Genomic DNA, 16,839 nt, shown 5'->3' with positions numbered 1-16,839 from the left:
CCCGAATAGTTTAAAAATGTGGCATAACTCCTACTTTTGCCCTTCAACCTTTACCTCATGGCCAAGATTCTTGTCACCGGTGGCTGCGGCTACATTGGTTCGCATACGCTGGTAGACCTCATCGAAAACGGATACGACGTGGTGTGCGTGGATAATAACTCCCGCTCCAACCCCAACATTCTGCAGGGCGTAGAACGCATTACCGGCAAAACGGTAAAAAACTATAAAGTCGATCTGTGCTCTTTCGACGATACCCATGCCATTTTCCAGGAAAACCCCGACATCCAGGGCATCATCCATTTTGCTGCATACAAAGCCGTTGGCGAATCGGTGGAAAAGCCGCTGATGTATTTTGAAAACAACCTGAGCTCGCTGATGAACCTGCTGAAATGCGTGCAGGAATTCAACACGCCCTGGTTTGTGTTCTCCTCTTCGTGCACGGTGTACGGCAACCCCGACGAGCAAATGGTAACCGAAGAAACGCCACCCAAGCCGGCTGCATCGCCTTATGGCTATACCAAGCAAATGGGCGAACAGATCCTGAGCGAATGGCAAAAGGCCTGCCCGCAAACCTCGGTGATCCTGCTGCGCTATTTCAACCCGGTTGGTGCGCATCCGTCGATCCAAATTGGTGAGCTGCCCATTGGCCGCCCCATGAACCTGGTGCCCGCCATTACGCAAACCGCCATTGGCAAGCTGCCGCAAATGACCGTGCACGGCACCGACTACGACACCCGCGACGGTAGTTGTGTTCGCGATTATATCCACGTAAGCGATATTGCCCATGCCCACACGCTGTCCATCCGCTACCTGCAGGAAGGCCGCAACGGCGGCGGCTGCGAGGTGCTGAACCTGGGCACCGGCAACGGCGTTACGGTGCTGGAGGCCATCCAGATGTTTGAAAAAGTAAGCGGCCAGAAACTGAATTATGTAACCGGCCCGCGCCGTCCCGGCGATGTGGTAGCCATTTATGCCAACAACGACCGGGCAAAAGAACGCCTGGGTTGGGAAATAAAATACGGCCTCGAAGAAATGATGGACACCGCCTGGAAATGGGAGCTGCGCCTGAAAGAAGACAAGCAACTGTTTCAAATGGTGAATGCGCAATTGAATTGAACTGCATTTTGATACGATTGAAAACCTCCCGGAGCCGGGAGGTTTTTTTATGGCTGTATTTTTCCCGCGTTTATTTAGGAAAAACTGTAACTCCCAGAGTTGTCATGCCGAACTTGTTTCGGCATCTCCTACATCTCGCGGAGTTTAAATAAACCACAAGGGGATGTCGAAACGAGTTCGGCATGACAAGACCGAGGGTTGAGTAAGTCCTCCGCTCAGTAAAATTTGCCAAAAAGCGAAGCTGCCGATCAGCAGTTTTCATCCCCCAAACCACTTAGGCACAAATAAAATATCCCCTTCTGCCACAGGCTTTTGCATTCTGTTGAACATGCGGTTGGGCTATGGGTATTAAATTTGCTTTATGAGGCCTATGCGCATGTTAGTACGAACCCTTGCTGTGTGCGGATTGATTGTGTGGGCAAATATTGCAGATGCACAAGGCAGCGCCGCTCCGCCACAGAAGTTTAAAGCCGACATCAAACGGCAGTTGTTTCACGATTATGTAGACCGCGAACAAAAGGCTGCACTCGCCGCCGATGGCAAGGCCGATGCCCTGCTGGCAGCCTCGGCCGATGACGATATCAACTACCTGGTAACTGAAGCCCTTACCACTACCACCGACCGGCTGCAGCAGCAGATCGAGCAAGATTCGGCATTTACCCACACACAAAAAGTGGCCTATATCCGTGGGCTGGAGGTGTTGCTTAAACGCTTTAATACTGGCTACCGCAGCAAGCGGTTTTTGCCCAGCCATATGCCCGAAGCCATTGGCCTGTACGAAGCAGCCATTGCCGCCAGCCGTAAGGCTGAAAGTATTGAAGGCCTGGTTCGCAGTGCCGCCTACCCCGTGGGCGACCTGGTGGTGGGCAGCGGCGCATTTGACCAAAACAAAGGTTTTTATGCGGCCAAACTGGAGCTGCTGCGCAAATACGTGCACCTCCATCCGCAGCGGTCGTTCGAGATGTTGAAAGACAATGTGGAAGTACCTTTTCGGGATAGCCTGATACTGGCTGCGGGCCGCCGCTACCCGCGCCTGCTGTACGATTATGCCGCGGCCAACAACAAGCTTGGTTATGCTATTCGCAAAATCGACGATCCACTGGTGCAAACCGTTTCCAAAATGGCGACCAGCGGCGGCTCGGGACAAATCTATTTTGCGTTCCTCGATAACCTGCTCAAAGGCCGCATGACGCTTGCCGAGATTGATGCGGTAAAAGCCGACGATGTAAAATTTTACCGCCTGCTGGTGCAAACGCGGCTCGATTACATACAGCGGATGCAGAAAAAAGAAGAAGTGCTGGAACTGGCTGCGCTAACCGCCATGCTGGAAAAACGGGCTAAGGATGTGTTTATTAAAACCATCAACGCCCTGCACAATGAGTCGGATGGGGTTCGGTTTCGCATACTGCACCAGCTAACGCCGCAGGAGTTGTACTACCTCATTGTTTCCGGCGAAAACGAAATTTACACCTCCAGCTACACCCGCGGTGTATTTCCCATCATGATGCAGAAGATCGGCAACCGCGGCGACTCCTTGCTGATGTCGGTGAAATTTGATCGTTTCCGCAAATTCATCAAAATTGCCGCAGGCTTCAATACGCTCAACCCGTTTTTGAAAACACTGTCTGGACCCGAGCAGTCGAAGGCGCTGATGGCGGCATTTGTCAACAACCTCGAACGCAGCGGCGGCCTTGAAGACGGCGTGGATGTGGCCGATTCTTATGTAAGCATTTCGGAGGGCAACCCAGAGTTGGCCCGTTACGTGCTGGACCTGTCGAAGCACAACTACGATAAAAACCTGTCGGCCAACAACCGCCGCGGCATGGTGATGTACAACCTGTTGTACAAGCTGTTTCTTTCGGCCGATACCACCAGCAACATCAACCTGTCGGAAGAGTTTGGCATACCGCCCGTGTACAATGTAAGTTATGGCTCGCTGGCCGATAGCAACAACCGCGTGGTGATGCAGGTGTTTTTTTATGGCGATGAAGACGGCATGAACATTTACCAGGGCTTTTTGCGGCAGTACAACAACGCCAACTGGAAAACGACCTACTCCGACAAATGGGTGCAAATCACATCCACCAAAGGCAAGCCCATCCTCATTTTTGCCAACAAACCCCTGCCGGAAGAAACCGGCAAGGACGAAGAAGCACAGGCCGAACTGACCCAGTTTTTATCGGAGAAAGGCATGGAGCCTTCCATTGTTATTCACCGCGGGCACAGCTATTACGCCAACAGTACCATTGAGCATATTCAGCCTTCGGCAAAAATTGTGTTCATGGGCAGTTGCGGCGGCTATCACCTCATTCACGATGTGTTGAAACATTCGCCGGATGCGCATATTATTGCTTCCAAGCAAATTGGCCGCACGGTGATCAACCAGCCGTTTTTTAACCTGCTCACCGAAAAAATGCGCAACGGCAACAACATCGACTGGATCCCATTCTGGAACGAGTTTAAACGCACTGCCGGCGGCGCCGAAGGTTTTGAAGATTATATTCCGCCCCACAAAAACCTGGGTGCCATTTTTATAAAAGCCTACCGCACCTCGATGGGCGAGGAGGAGGAGTAGTTGGAAGTCTGAAAAGACCGAAAAGTCAGAAAAGACTGCAAAGACTGAAAAGAGATTTGGGGTAAAACCTGCTGATTATCTTTTTAACTACACTTTGCACAGTTGTTGCGGATTGTTTCATGCAACAACTATCTTTCCTGACTTTTCCGTCTTTTCGGACTTTCCTGTCTTCACTTAGATTTGCATTCTAAAACCATTTCCATTTTGAGCAGCACCTCAGGCAAAAAGCCGTCTTTCGATGTGGCCCTTTTAAAGCGGGTGCTTCGTTTTACCAATCCTTACCGGGGCCGGTTTGTTCAGTCGCTGGTGCTGTCGGTGGTGCTGGCTGCTTTTGCGCCGGTGCGCCCTTACCTCATCCAGCTTACGGTTGATAAATACATCACCAACCAGGTGGCGCAGATGGTGGTTACCATTACCGTCATCCAGATTGGGCTGCTGCTGGTGGAAACAGGCCTCAGGTTTTATTTTTCCTACATCACCACCTGGCTGGGCCAGCGGGTGGTGCACGACCTGCGCACCAAAGTGTACCACAAAGTGCTGCACCTCAACCTGCGTCAGTTTGACAAAACGCCCATCGGTACACTTACTACCCGCACCGTAGATGATATTGAGCGGGTAAACGACATTTTTGCCGACGGCCTTATTCCCATCGTGGCCGACCTGCTTTCCATTCTTTGCATCCTGGGCATCATGTTCTGGACCGACTGGCAGCTCACGCTGATCTGCCTCATCCCGTTCCCCATCATGATCGTGGCGACATATTATTTCAAGGAAAGCGTGAACCGGTCTTTTCACCGGGTACGCAATGCGGTGAGCAACCTCAATGCATTTGTGCAGGAACACTTGAGCGGCATGCAGATCGTGCAGGCGTTTGCACGGGAAGAAAAAGAATATCAAAAGTTTACCGAGATCAACAAAGAACACCGCAACGCCAACATCAAAGCCATTTTTGCTTACTCCGTATTTTTTCCCATCGTAGAAATTGTGCTGGCGCTGAGCATGGGCCTGGTAGTGTGGTGGACCTCCAAAGAAGCCATCGGCCTCAACGAAAGCCAGTACGGCAAAGTGGTGGCTTTTATCATGTACCTCAACCTGCTGTTCCGGCCGCTGCGCATCATTGCCGATAAATTCAATGTGCTGCAAATGGGCATCATTGCCTCCGACCGGGTGTTTAAGGTGCTGGACAACGATGATTTTATTCCGCCTTCGGCTAAAAGCGCTTTCAACCCGCCGCTGGTGCGGGGCAAGATCGATTTTGAAGAGGTGAGTTTTGGATATGTGGAGCAAACACCGGTGCTAAAAAACGTTAGCTTTTCGGTGGCCCCCGGCGAAACGGTGGCCATTGTGGGCCATACGGGTAGCGGCAAAAGCACCATTATTTCCCTGCTCAACCGGCTGTACGATATTCAGCAGGGGCGCATTTTGATCGATGATGTGTCGGTGCAGGATTGGGACCTGGATGCGCTGCGCAAAAACATTGGCGTGGTGCTGCAGGATGTATTTCTTTTTGCCGGCACGGTACGCGACAACATCACGCTGCGCAACCCCGATATTCCGCAGGAGCGGGTGGAGGAAGCCGCCCGCCTCATAGACATGCACGATTTTATCATGCGCCTGCCCGGTGGCTACGATTATAATGTAATGGAGCGGGGCGCCACGCTGTCGCTGGGGCAGCGGCAGTTGCTTTCTTTTATCCGGGCCCTTTTGTACAACCCCGCCATCCTGATCCTCGACGAAGCCACCTCATCCATCGATACCGAAAGCGAGCTCCTGATTGAACGGGCCATTCAAAAGCTGATTGCCGGCCGCACCTCCATTATTATTGCGCACCGCCTCAGTACCATCCAGCGTGCCGACAAGATCATTGTGCTGGATAAAGGTGAGATTAAGGAGATGGGCAGCCACACCGAGCTGATGCAGCGCGGCGGCTTTTATGCTAAATTGCAGGGAGCACAGGGAGAGAAGAAATCGATTATTGTATGAATAGACGGTGTATGGCGCAGCATGACAATCCTTCTACCGCGCTAACTTCTGAAGAAGCCGCAACTGGCATCCGCAAATATAGAAATGCCGAAGAACAGGATTTAGACCGGCTTAGAGAAGCATTGCGACGAACACCGGAGGAAAGATTTGCCTTTTTAATGGAGTTGATGCGCATGCATCGATTGATGCAGGCAGCTAAAAAAGATGTATCCTAACTTTTTTATCGCAAACGTTGGGTTTTGCTTTGTCATCCTGAGCGCAGCGAAGGATCTGAACGTGCATTAGAAGACACTATCATAAAAAGAAAGCCCTCTCTTCTTCCAGGCAGTTTGCCAGGGTTGGCTCAGATCCTTCGCTGCGCTCAGGATGACAGAGGGAGCGACTTCGCGGTTTGACCAAACGTAAATAGATAATTGCTTGAATTGAAGGAAACCATCGATGGAAAAAGGATGGCCTACCCCATCTAGGAGGCTTATTTACTTATAGCCCCATAACAAGAAGATCAAAAAACTCCAGGAAGAAGAGGGGCTTGATAACCCAAAATCTTAAAGACCAAAATCAGTCCGCTATATTGCCGTTGCCTCCTTATCTTTGCGCCAAATTTGGGGAACAGTATGATCAGCAGACGCGTAAAAGGCTTATTGGTAGCGGCTTTCAGCCTTCTTACCCTTACTTTTTCTAATGTAACTTCGGCACAGGAGCACCACGATGGCGAAACCGGCCACGAGGAGCAGGTGCACCTGGAAGGTGCAGAAGAAGCCGACGAGCAAAAATTCGACGCCAATAAGGTGATCTTCGGCCACGTTATGGACGCTCATGAGTTCCACTTCCTGAGCTGGAAAGGCGCTGACGGCCACGAGCATCATGCCACCATTCCGTTGCCGGTGATCCTGTACTCTACTACCCGCGGTTTCAGCAGTTTTATGTCGTCGGCTTTTGAGCACGGCCACAAAGAGGTAAATGGCTATAAGCTGGAAGGCAACCATATTGTTCCGGTAGACGCTTCCGAAAAAGTATACGACTTGTCCCTGACCCGCAACGTGGTGCAGATGTTCATTGCGCTGGCCCTGCTGGTATTCTTGATGCTGGGCGTTGCCAAACGTTATAAAGAAGGCCAGGGCGTAACCCGTGCCCCCAAAGGTTTCCAGAACGCCATCGAGCCGGTGATCACTTTTGTACGCGACGAAGTGGCCAAGCCCAACCTGGGACATAAGTATGTTCGGTTCATGCCCTTCCTGCTCACCGTTTTTTTCTTTATCCTGATCAACAACATCTTTGGCCTGATTCCAGGTGCCGCCAACGTTACCGGGAACATCGCCTTTACCATTGTGTTGGGTGTCATCACCTTCATCGTGGTAAACTTCAGCGGCAACAAGCATTACTGGGGCCACATTTTCAATCCGCCGGTTCCGGGTTTTGTAAAATTCATCATGGTGCCGGTTGAAATCCTGTCGATCTTCACCAAGGCCTTCGCCCTCATCATCCGTTTGTTTGCCAACATGCTGGCGGGCCACATCATCATCATCTGTTTGATTTCGCTGATCTTTATTTTCGGTTCTATCAGCACTGTTGCCGGTGTAGGCTTTTCGCCCATCTCGGTTGGTTTTGCTGCGTTCATATACGTAATTGAAGTGCTGGTTGCCTTTATCCAGGCGTTCATCTTTACCAACCTTACGGCAGTATTCATCGGCCAGGCGGTAGAAGAAGGACACCACCATGAAGACGACCATTTACAGCACGGCCATGTGGACCATACAACGGCACCCACAGAGCCGGTAATTATTTAAGCTGCGAGTGGCGAGCTACAGTTACGAGTAAACCAGTTTTCTCACAACTCACTGCTAAATGCTCAAAGCTCATTTCAACCACGGATTTAATCATCAATATAAACCCACAACTATGGATTTGTTATTTGTTTTGTTGAGCACAGTTCCCTGGGCTAACGCAGGTGGTGCCATTGGTGCTGGTCTGGCTGCTATTGCTGCTGGTATCGGTATTGGCCAGATTGGTAAAGGTGCGGTAGAGAGTATTGCCCGCCAGCCGGAAGCTGCCAACGACATCCGCGCTAACATGATCCTAACTGCGGCCTTCATTGAGGGTGTTGCCCTGTTTGCCGTAATCGCAGGTATCCTGGCGATGTTCGTTTAAGCCTCAACACAAAAAAGTTACTGCATCCAAAGCACAGGGCGGCGGGTGCAGTTCCTTAACAATTAAAAAGTAAAAAGTAAAAAGGCAAAATCCAGAACTGCTTCGTACACAGTTTTGACTTTTGACTTTTAAATTTTGAATTTATATGCAACTGTTAACTCCCTCCTTCGGCCTCCTGTTGTGGACGCTGCTGGCGTTTCTGATTGTGCTTTTTGTACTGAAGAAATTTGCCTGGAAACCCATTCTTGCTTCGCTGAACGAGCGGGAAAAAGGCATTGCCGATTCGCTGGAAAGCGCCAAAAGGGTAAAAGCCGAAATGGCACAGCTGAAAAGCGAAAACGAAGACCTGATGGCCCGTGCCCGTGAAGAGCGCACAGCCATGCTTAAAGAAGCTAAAGAAACCAAGGACCGCATTGTGGCCGAGGCAAAAGAGCAGGCAAAAATCGAAGCCAACCGCATCATTGCCGATGCACAGCAAGCCATCCAGGCACAAAAGATGGCCGCTATTACCGAGGTAAAAAACCAGGTAGGCAAACTGGTGATCGAAGTGTCTGAAAAAGTGCTGCGCAAAGAGCTGGCTACCCCCGCTGCGCAGGAAGCCCATATCCAGGGCCTGGTGAACGAAGTAAAACTGAACTAAAAACAGCTGTTAGCCATTAGCTGTTAGCCGTTAGTATAAACTGGCTAAAAGCTAAAAGCCAATAGCCAAAAGCTATACACAAATGCCCAACCCACGTCTCGCCGCCCGTTATGCCAAGTCGCTGATCGACCTGGCTGTTGAGCAAAACAGCCTGGAAGCGGTGTACAACGATATGCTGATGCTGCAAAGCCTGATCAAAGGCAACCGCGAGTTTGCGGCCATGCTGCGCAGCCCGGTGATCCCGGCCGATAAAAAAGAAAAAGTGCTGGCTGCGGTAGGCCAGGGCCGCGTTACCCCGCTTACTGCGGCGTTCAACCGCCTGCTGGTAACCAAGGGCCGCGAAAGCAACCTGCCCGAAATTGCAGTGGCATTTGTAGCACAATACAAAAAGCTGAAAGGCATCCACACCGTTAAGCTGACCACCGCCACACCGGTAACGGAAAGCGTAAAGCAATCTATCATCGACCAGATCCGCAAAACCAGCGACATGCAACAAATAGAGCTGGAAACCTTAGTAAACCCCGACCTGATTGGTGGCTTTACCCTGCAGGCTGGCGATAAGCTGGTAGATGCTTCGGTTGCCAACCAGCTGCACGAAGTAGCCCGCCAGTTTCAGAACAACGACTTTTTGTACAAACTGCATTAAGATAAACACTACGTGATATTGAGAAAGGCTCCTCGTTCGAGGGGCCTTTCTTTTTTGCAGGTAAATGCACTGGCTCACGGCGGCATGTTTTACCCAATAAAAAACCGCTGCCGGAGTGGAGCGGTTTTTATAATAAATGCAAATAACGTAAAGTTCATTTAACTGGTCAGGCCCAGCTGCCGCAGGTCTTTCATCGCCGCTTCCCGCACCAGTTTTTCCGGGATGCAAAACGAAAATAAAGCGCCTTCATCGGGCCGGCTTTCCGCCCGGATCATGCCTTTGTGGTTTTCCACTATTTTTTTACAGATAGAAAGCCCCACGCCGGTGCCTTCAAAATCGTGGTAGGAGTGCAGGCGCTTGAAGATCACGAAAATGTCTTCGGCGTATTGCGGGTCAAAGCCAATGCCGTTGTCTTTGACATGAATTTCGTAAAAACGGTCCCGCGCCAGTTCGCCATCCCGCTCTAGGCCAAAGCCTTTTGATTTCTCGGCATAAATGATCACCTGCGGTGTTGCGTCTTTTTTGCAAAACTTGATGGCGTTGGAAATAAGGTTTTGAAACAGCTGCCGCAGTTGGCTGGGCACGCCCCAGATCACCGGCAGGCTGCGCACCTCGATGTTGGCGCCAGCTTTTTCAATATGCACTTCCAGGTCGGACAGCACATCCCGGACAATGTCTTCGAGGCTGATGAATGTAAAATCCTTTGCCTCGGCCGACTGCCTCGAAAACTGCAGCAGGTCGTTGATCAGCAGGTTCATCCGCTCCGATGCCCGGATGATCTTTTGCAGATCGCCGTCCAGGTCGAGGGAAATGGCGCCCTGGTATTTTTTAGAGATCCGGTCGCTGAAAAAAGTGATCTTCCGAAGCGGTTCCTGCAGATCGTGACTGGCCACATAGGCAAAGCGGTCCAGCTCCTCCACCGTCGATTTCAGGTGCGCATTTTTCTCGATCAACTGTTGGTTCAGCAGCCGCACTTTTTCTTCCGAAATGCGCCGTTCCTCTATTTCCTGCTCTAGCCGCATATTAGCTGCCATCAGGCTTTTTTCCTGTTGCAGCAGCTCGTGGGTTTTGCGGTACAGTTCCACAAAAATGCCCACTTTCAGGCGCAACAACTCGGGGTTGATGGGTTTATAGATATAATCGACGCCACCGGTTTGGTAGCCCTGGAAAATAAAGTGCTCGTCGTAATTATTGGCCGTGATAAAAATGATGGGAATATGCTTCAGCTTGTCCCGTTCATAGATCAGCGCAGCCGTTTCCAGGCCGTTGAGGTTGGGCATCTGCACATCCATCAGGATGAGGGTAAAATCGTGGTCGTGCAGCAGAATTTTCAGCGCAGCCCGCCCCGAATTTGCCTTCACCAGCGTATAGCCATCCCGTTCCAGTATGGTTTCGATCGAAAAGAGGTTGTCCTCCCGGTCGTCCACCACCAGAATTTTTACGTTCGACTTTTTAACGTTTTTTGCTTCCATTGCTTTGTTCCTATTTGTACAGCCACACTCTCATCAGGGAAAGCAACTGGTCAATTTTTACAGGCTTCGTGATATAATCGGAAGCGCCGGCTTCAATACATTTTTCCCGGTCGCCTTTCATGGCCTTGGCCGTAACCGCAATGATGGGCAGGTTGTTGTTTTTGTGTTCCCTGCGGATCTTTTGCGTGGTTTCGTAGCCGTCCATTTCGGGCATCATAATGTCCATCAGCACAATATCAATATTGCGGTTATCGGCCAGAATATTGATGGCTTCCTGCCCGCTTTCGGCTGTAATGGCATTGATGCCATACCGCTCAAAAGCCGTGGTCAAAGCAAACAGGTTGCGTACGTCGTCGTCCACTACCAGCACATTTTTATTGGCCAGCACATCTTCCCTGGAGCGCAGGTTGTCGATCAACTTGCGTTTTTCGGGCAGCAGCGCTTTGTGGTCGATGTGCAGGTGCAGTACGGTTTCCTCCAGCAGCAGTTCCAGCGAGGCCACATCTTTCAGCAAAATGCGGCTGGCATATTGCTTTAGTTGTGTTTTTTCCCGTGCCGAAAAATCTTTGGCAGAGTAAATCAGTACCGGGGTCAGCTGCACTTTCTTACTGCTGTTTACCTGGGTTAAAAAATCAATGCCACTGATGTCGGGCAGCATATAATCCACAATAATGCAGTCGTACATTTCCCGGGCAATCAGCTCCAGGCCTTCTTTTCCGGTCGAGGCCACCTCGATGGAAATCACATCGCCGTTGTCCAGGATCTTCGCAATCTGCGATGAGTCGAGTTCATTGTCTTCCACAATCAGCACTTTTTTCTGCTTGCGCTGGTTGTATTGGTCGATATCGTTGAACAGCACTGCCAGGGCCTCGTTTTTCAGCGGCTTCAGGCTAAAGCTGCGGGCACCGCGCTGCATGGCCAGCAGGCGGTTTTCTTCACCCGAAATCAGGTGCACCGGGATGTGGCGGAAATTAATGTCGTTTTTAAACAGGTCGAGCACCCGCCAGCCGCTGGCATCGGGAAGTTTTACATCCAGCGTTACGGCAACGGGGCTGTATTTATTGGCCAGCTCAAACACTTCGCCGAAGTTGGTGGCTACCACCACTTTCAGCGCCAGCTCGTGTGCCTTTTCGATCATGATTTTGGCAAAACGCAGGTCGTCTTCCACGATCAGCACCACGCGGTCATCAGAAGAAATGTTGTTGCGGTCGTCGCCGGTTTCGTTGATGATCTCGTTGAGCACATCGAGGTCCTTTGTTTCGGCCACCTTGATGGTGGGCACCGATTGTATGGACAGGTTTTCGCCGCTGTCGGACAGCTTGTATTCGGTGATGGTTAGGTTGCTTTGTTTTTCCCGCTTCACCATGTTGGGGTTGTAATCAATAGGCAGGAACAGGGTAAACGTGCTGCCTTTGCCCGGCTCGCTGTGCAGCTCGATGGAGCCGCCGAGCAGGTCGGCCAGGCCGCGGGAAATGGACAGTCCCAGGCCGGTGCCGCCGTATTTGCGGGAGGTGGAACCTTCGGCCTGCTGGAACGCTTCGAAAATGATGTTTTGTTTGTCCCTCGAAATGCCGATGCCCGTATCCCTGATCTCGAACGCCACCACGCGACGGGCCCCATCAAGGCTGGGTATGCCCGATTTCCAATTGCGGTGCGCTTCGTACACCTTGAGTTTCACCTCGCCTTTTTCGGTAAACTTAAACGCGTTGGACAGCAGGTTTTTCAGGATCTGGTTCAGCCGCTGGATATCTGTTTCCAGCGCATGGGGCAGGTTTTTATCTACCTCGATGCCAAAGCGCAGGTTCTTGCTTTCCGATACGTGTTTAAAGGTGCTTTCTACAAACGAAGTGATCTCGTTGAACCGAACCTTGATAAAGTCGGTGGAAATGTAACCCGATTCGATCTTCGACAGGTCGAGGATATCGTTGATCAGTTGAATAAGATCATCGCCGCAGGAGTGGATGGTTTTGGCGTAGCGCACCTGTTTTTCGGTGAGATTGCCCTCCGTGTTTTCAAAAAGTTGCTGGGCCAAAATGAGCAGCGAGTTCAGCGGCGTACGCAGCTCATGCGACATGTTTGCCAAAAACTCCGATTTGTACTTGGAGGTAAGCTGCAGCTGTTCGGCTTTTTCTTCCAGCGAACGGCGGGCTTCTTCCACTTCCTTGTTCTTGGCTTCCACTTCTTCTTTTTGTTTTACCAGCAGGTGTGCCTTGTCTTGCAGCTCTTCGTTGGTGCGGCGCAGCTCATCGGCCAGCGATTGCGATTGTTCCAGTAGGTCTTCGGTGCGGGAGTTGGTTTCGATGGTGTTCAATACAATACCGATCGAATCGGTCAACTGCCCCAGGAAGTCGAGCTGGGTTTCGGAGAACGTGTCAAACGAGGCCAGCTCAATTACCGCCTTGATCTCGGTTTCGAACAATACTGGCAACACGATCAGGTTTACCGGGGCCGCTTCGCCAAGGCCCGAACCGATCTTGATATAATTTTTCGGGACGTTGGTCAGTAAAATGCGTTCTTTTTCCAATGCCACCTGGCCAATCAGGCCCTGGCCCAATCCAAATTCTTTGGCCATTTCCAGCTCCTGGCCGTAGGCATAAGCAGAAAATAGTTTGAGCTTTTGGTTCTCAAAATTTTCGTCCTGCTCTAGGATGTAGAACATACCCTGCTGGGCATTTACCACCTGCGCCAGTTCCGAAAGGATCTTGCGGGTAACGGTGTGCAGGTCTTTCTGGCCCTGCAGCATTTGGGTAAATTTCGCCAGGTTGCCCTTCAGCCAGTCCTGCTCCTGGTTGCGGAGCGTAGTTTCTTTCAGGTTGGCAATCATCTGGTTGATGGTGTCTTTCAACTCCTCCAGTTCACCTTTCGCTTCCACGCGGATGGTCCGGGTCAGTTCGCCCTTGGTTACCGAAAGCGCCACTTCGGAAATGGCCCGCACCTGGATGGTTAGGTTTTCCGCCAGCTGGTTTACGTTTTCGGTCAGGTTTTTCCAGATACCCGATGCACCCGGCACCGATGCCTGCCCGCCGAGGCGGCCTTCCACACCCACTTCACGGGCTACGTTGGTTACTTGGTCGGCAAACAGCGCCAGCGTATCAATCATTTCGTTGATCGTATCGGTTAGTTGGGCCACCTCGCCACGGGATACGATCGACAGTTTTTGTTTCAAATTACCCGTTGCAACGGCAGTTACCACCTTGGCAATGCCCCGCACCTGGTTGGTGAGGTTGGAGGCCATGGAGTTCACCGAGTCGGTCAGATCCTTCCAGGTACCGGCCACGCCCTGTACCTCGGCCTGCCCGCCCAGCTTACCCTCAGTGCCCACCTCACGAGCCACACGGGTTACCTCAAAGGCAAAAGAGTTGAGCTGGTCCACCATCGTGTTGATGGTGTTTTTCAGGTCAAACATTTCACCTTTTACGTCGATAGTTACTTTTTTCGACAAGTCACCCGATGCCACGGCCTTGGTTACCTCGGCAATGTTCCGCACTTGGGCGGTAAGGTTACCGGTCATTTGGTTTACGGAGTCGGTTAAATCCTTCCAGGTACCCGCAACGCCCGGCACAAATGCCTGTCCGCCGAGTTTACCATCGGTGCCCACCTCACGGGCTACCCGCGTTACTTCGGATGCAAAGGCACGGAGCTGATCCACCATGGTGTTCAGCGTTTCCTTTAACTGCAGCATTTCGCCACGAACGTCCACGGTAATTTTCTTACTCATGTCGCCGTTTGCCACCGCAATGGCCACTTCCGCAATGTTCCGCACCTGGCCGGTAAGGTTCGAGGCCATACCGTTTACCGAGTCGGTCAAGTCCTTCCAGGTACCTCCCACACCGGGTACATAAGCTTGCCCACCGAGTTTACCATCGGTACCTACTTCCCGTGCCACACGGGTTACTTCGGATGCAAATGAGCGAAGCTGTTCTACCATCGTATTGATGGTGTTTTTCAGTTCCAGCATTTCGCCTTTTACGTCCACCTCAATTTTGCGGGAAAGGTCACCGTTGGCCACGGCCGTAGTTACTTCCGCAATGTTCCGCACCTGCGCCGTAAGGTTTACGGCCATTTTATTTACCGAATCGGTCAAGTCTTTCCAGAGGCCTTCCACACCCGGTACGTCGGCCTGTCCGCCGAGTTTACCATCGGTACCTACTTCACGGGCCACCCGGAATACTTCCGATCCAAATGAGTTCAACTGGTCCACCATCGTATTGATGGTGTTTTTGAGCTGCAACATTTCACCCCGAACGTCCACCGTAATCTTACGGGAAAGGTCGCCTTTCGCCACCGCAGTGGTTACTTCAGCGATGTTTCGCACCTGGCCGGTTAAGTTCGAGGCCATACCGTTCACCGAGTCGGTCAGATCCTTCCAGGTACCTCCCACACCCTGCACTTTTGCCTGCCCACCGAGCTTTCCTTCTGTTCCCACTTCAAGGGCCACACGGGTTACCTCGGCAGAGAAGGAGTTGAGCTGGTCTACCATCGTGTTGATGGTATTCTTCAATTCCAGGATCTCGCCCTGGGCATCTACCGTGATTTTTTTAGACAAGTCGCCTTTTGCCACGGCGGTTGTTACTTCGGCAATGGAGCGCACCTGCGTGGTGAGGTTACCGGCCAGTTGGTTTACGTTATCGGTTAAATCTTTCCAAACACCACCTACGCCCTGCACCTTGGCCTGTCCACCCAGTTTACCTTCTGAACCTACTTCGAGGGCCACACGGGTTACTTCGGATGCAAAAGAGTTCAACTGGTCCACCATGGTGTTGATCACATCCTTAATCTGCAGGATCTCGCCTTTTACATCCACGGTGATTTTTTGGGTCAAGTCGCCGTTGGCAATGGCCGTTGCCACTTTCGATACGTCGCGGAGCTGAACGGTAAGGTTGCCCGCCAACTGGTTTACGTTGTCGGTCAAATCCTTCCAAACGCCCCCCACGCCTTTTACTGTAGCCTGTCCACCCAGTTTACCATCGGAGCCCACTTCCCTTGCCACACGGGTTACTTCAGCCGAGAAGGAGTTGAGCTGATCCACCATGGTATTGATGGTGTTCTTCAGTTGTAACATTTCGCCGCGAACGTCTACCGTAATTTTTTTAGAAAGGTCACCGTTGGCTACCGCGGTGGTTACCTCCGCAATGTTCCGCACTTGGTTGGTAAGGTTGGAGGCCATACCATTCACCGAATCGGTCAGGTTCTTCCAGGTACCGGCTACTCCAGGCACTTTTGCCTGCCCGCCCAGCTTTCCTTCCGTACCTACTTCGAGGGCCACACGGGTTACTTCCGAGGAAAATGAGTTGAGCTGGTCCACCATCGTGTTGATGGTATTTTTCAACTGCAGGATTTCCCCTTGCGCATCTACCGTAATTTTTTTCGACAGGTCACCTTTTGCCACGGCCGTAGTCACTTCCGCAATGGAACGCACCTGCGTGGTCAGGTTACCAGCCATGCCGTTTACCGAATCCGTCAGGTCTTTCCATACACCGGCCACGCCTTTTACCCGCGCCTGCCCGCCCAGTTTACCTTCGGAGCCTACCTCGCGGGCCACACGGGTTACTTCCATCGAAAACAAGTTGAGCTGTTTTACCATGTCGTTTACCTCACGGGCAATACGGGCAAATTCGCCCTGGAGGCGGTGGTCGCCGATCTGGAGCGGCATTTCTTCCGATAGGTTGCCCTTGGCCACCGAAGAAATCACCGCGGCAATTTCGATGGTGGGGTGCACCAAGTCGGAGATGAGTGAGTTAACCGAATCGACACCGGTGCGCCAGGCGCCGCGGCTGTTTTTCGGGATTTCTACCCTGTGGGTAAGGTTGCCTTCCTTGCCGATGGTTTTGTTGGCATCGGAAAGCTCCAGCATGAATATTTCGTTGAGGGCAATGATCTCGTTGAGGGTGTCGCAGATCTTTCCGCTGATGCCCACCCGGTCCACGGGCATGCGTGCATTGAAGTTGCCGTTTTTCACCTCCGAAAGCACCCGCAGCAACTCGCGGCTGTCGATGCCACTGTCCAGGTCTTCGGTAAGTGCCGCTTTGATCAGCTCTTCCTTTAAAATGGGATTTTTATCTGCAGGCAGGGCTGCATCGGTGGCCGCAACATCGGGCACTGTTATAGGCAATGGCGTGCCAGAGGCAGCACCTGCATTTTCGTTAATGGTACTCATTGAGGGTGTGATTGTAACAGCCAAACCTACATAAAAACAGTTTTGTAAAAAAAAGTTTGCATGCGTAGAAAAGCAAAGCTTTGGTTTAAACGTAAAGCGGCT

At 51.6% G+C, this 16,839-nt stretch carries 10 protein-coding genes; 8 read left to right on the top strand and 2 right to left on the bottom strand.

Annotation, left to right across the window (positions count from 1 at the left end; translation table 11 throughout):
- Positions 1–57: 57 nt before the first annotated feature.
- The 8 genes from galE (at position 58) to atpH (ending at position 9,108) form a co-directional block, all read left to right on the top strand.
- Positions 58–1,116 carry a UDP-glucose 4-epimerase GalE gene (gene galE / locus EPD17_RS00785; protein WP_114235679.1) on the top strand — a complete coding sequence of 353 codons (1,059 nt, stop codon included), beginning with the start codon at positions 58–60 and terminating at the stop codon, positions 1,114–1,116.
- Between the two features lie 370 nt (positions 1,117–1,486).
- Positions 1,487–3,691 (top strand): hypothetical protein, encoded by a 2,205-nt coding sequence (locus EPD17_RS00780; protein WP_132050950.1) that lies wholly within the window; start codon positions 1,487–1,489, stop codon positions 3,689–3,691.
- A 204-nt stretch (positions 3,692–3,895) separates the two neighbouring features.
- Entirely contained in the window at positions 3,896–5,674 is a 1,779-nt protein-coding gene (locus EPD17_RS00775) for an ABC transporter ATP-binding protein (RefSeq protein ID WP_132050948.1), read from the top strand.
- Between the two features lie 11 nt (positions 5,675–5,685).
- Positions 5,686–5,889 carry a hypothetical protein gene (locus tag EPD17_RS00770; RefSeq protein WP_132050946.1) on the top strand — a complete coding sequence of 68 codons (204 nt, stop codon included), beginning with the start codon at positions 5,686–5,688 and terminating at the stop codon, positions 5,887–5,889.
- A gap of 399 nt (positions 5,890–6,288) precedes the next feature.
- Entirely contained in the window at positions 6,289–7,461 is a 1,173-nt protein-coding gene (gene atpB, locus EPD17_RS00765) for a F0F1 ATP synthase subunit A (protein WP_132050944.1), read from the top strand.
- A gap of 58 nt (positions 7,462–7,519) precedes the next feature.
- Entirely contained in the window at positions 7,520–7,822 is a 303-nt protein-coding gene (gene atpE / locus EPD17_RS00760; protein WP_240040696.1) for an ATP synthase F0 subunit C, read from the top strand.
- Positions 7,823–7,967: 145 nt separating this feature from the next.
- The gene (gene atpF / locus EPD17_RS00755; RefSeq protein WP_132050943.1) at positions 7,968–8,462 is read left to right on the top strand and encodes a F0F1 ATP synthase subunit B; all 495 of its coding nucleotides are present in this window, start codon (positions 7,968–7,970) and stop codon (positions 8,460–8,462) included.
- 82 nt (positions 8,463–8,544) lie between these two features.
- A complete protein-coding gene (gene atpH / locus EPD17_RS00750) occupies positions 8,545–9,108 on the top strand; it encodes an ATP synthase F1 subunit delta (RefSeq protein ID WP_132050941.1) in 564 nt (187 codons plus the stop codon).
- A 158-nt stretch (positions 9,109–9,266) separates the two neighbouring features.
- On the opposite strand, the gene EPD17_RS00745 is transcribed toward atpH, so the two are convergent.
- Both EPD17_RS00745 and EPD17_RS00740 read right to left on the bottom strand, forming a co-directional pair.
- Positions 9,267–10,580 carry a sensor histidine kinase gene (locus EPD17_RS00745; RefSeq protein ID WP_132050939.1) on the bottom strand — a complete coding sequence of 438 codons (1,314 nt, stop codon included), beginning with the start codon at positions 10,578–10,580 and terminating at the stop codon, positions 9,267–9,269.
- A 10-nt stretch (positions 10,581–10,590) separates the two neighbouring features.
- Positions 10,591–16,737, bottom strand: a complete 6,147-nt coding sequence (locus EPD17_RS00740) for a HAMP domain-containing protein (protein WP_132050937.1) — start codon at positions 16,735–16,737, stop codon at positions 10,591–10,593.
- Positions 16,738–16,839: the final 102 nt, after the last annotated feature.

The organism is Pseudocnuella soli (assembly GCF_004347775.1).
Classification (GTDB): domain Bacteria; phylum Bacteroidota; class Bacteroidia; order Chitinophagales; family Chitinophagaceae; genus Flavisolibacter; species Flavisolibacter aquaticus.
This window is presented reverse-complemented; position numbering and strand designations above follow the sequence as displayed.

What these genes read in the sequence shown, in the direction of transcription:
- galE (WP_114235679.1), top strand. Translation starts at nt 58, where the DNA reads ATGGCCAAGATTCTTGTCACCGGTGGCTGCGGCTACATTGGTTCGCAT.
- EPD17_RS00780 (WP_132050950.1), top strand. Translation starts at nt 1,487, where the DNA reads ATGCGCATGTTAGTACGAACCCTTGCTGTGTGCGGATTGATTGTGTGG.
- EPD17_RS00770 (WP_132050946.1), top strand. Translation starts at nt 5,686, where the DNA reads ATGGCGCAGCATGACAATCCTTCTACCGCGCTAACTTCTGAAGAAGCC.
- atpB (WP_132050944.1), top strand. Translation starts at nt 6,289, where the DNA reads ATGATCAGCAGACGCGTAAAAGGCTTATTGGTAGCGGCTTTCAGCCTT.
- atpE (WP_240040696.1), top strand. Translation starts at nt 7,520, where the DNA reads ATGCTCAAAGCTCATTTCAACCACGGATTTAATCATCAATATAAACCC.
- atpF (WP_132050943.1), top strand. Translation starts at nt 7,968, where the DNA reads ATGCAACTGTTAACTCCCTCCTTCGGCCTCCTGTTGTGGACGCTGCTG.
- atpH (WP_132050941.1), top strand. Translation starts at nt 8,545, where the DNA reads ATGCCCAACCCACGTCTCGCCGCCCGTTATGCCAAGTCGCTGATCGAC.
- EPD17_RS00745 (WP_132050939.1), bottom strand. Translation starts at nt 10,580, where the DNA reads ATGGAAGCAAAAAACGTTAAAAAGTCGAACGTAAAAATTCTGGTGGTG.
- EPD17_RS00740 (WP_132050937.1), bottom strand. Translation starts at nt 16,737, where the DNA reads ATGAGTACCATTAACGAAAATGCAGGTGCTGCCTCTGGCACGCCATTG.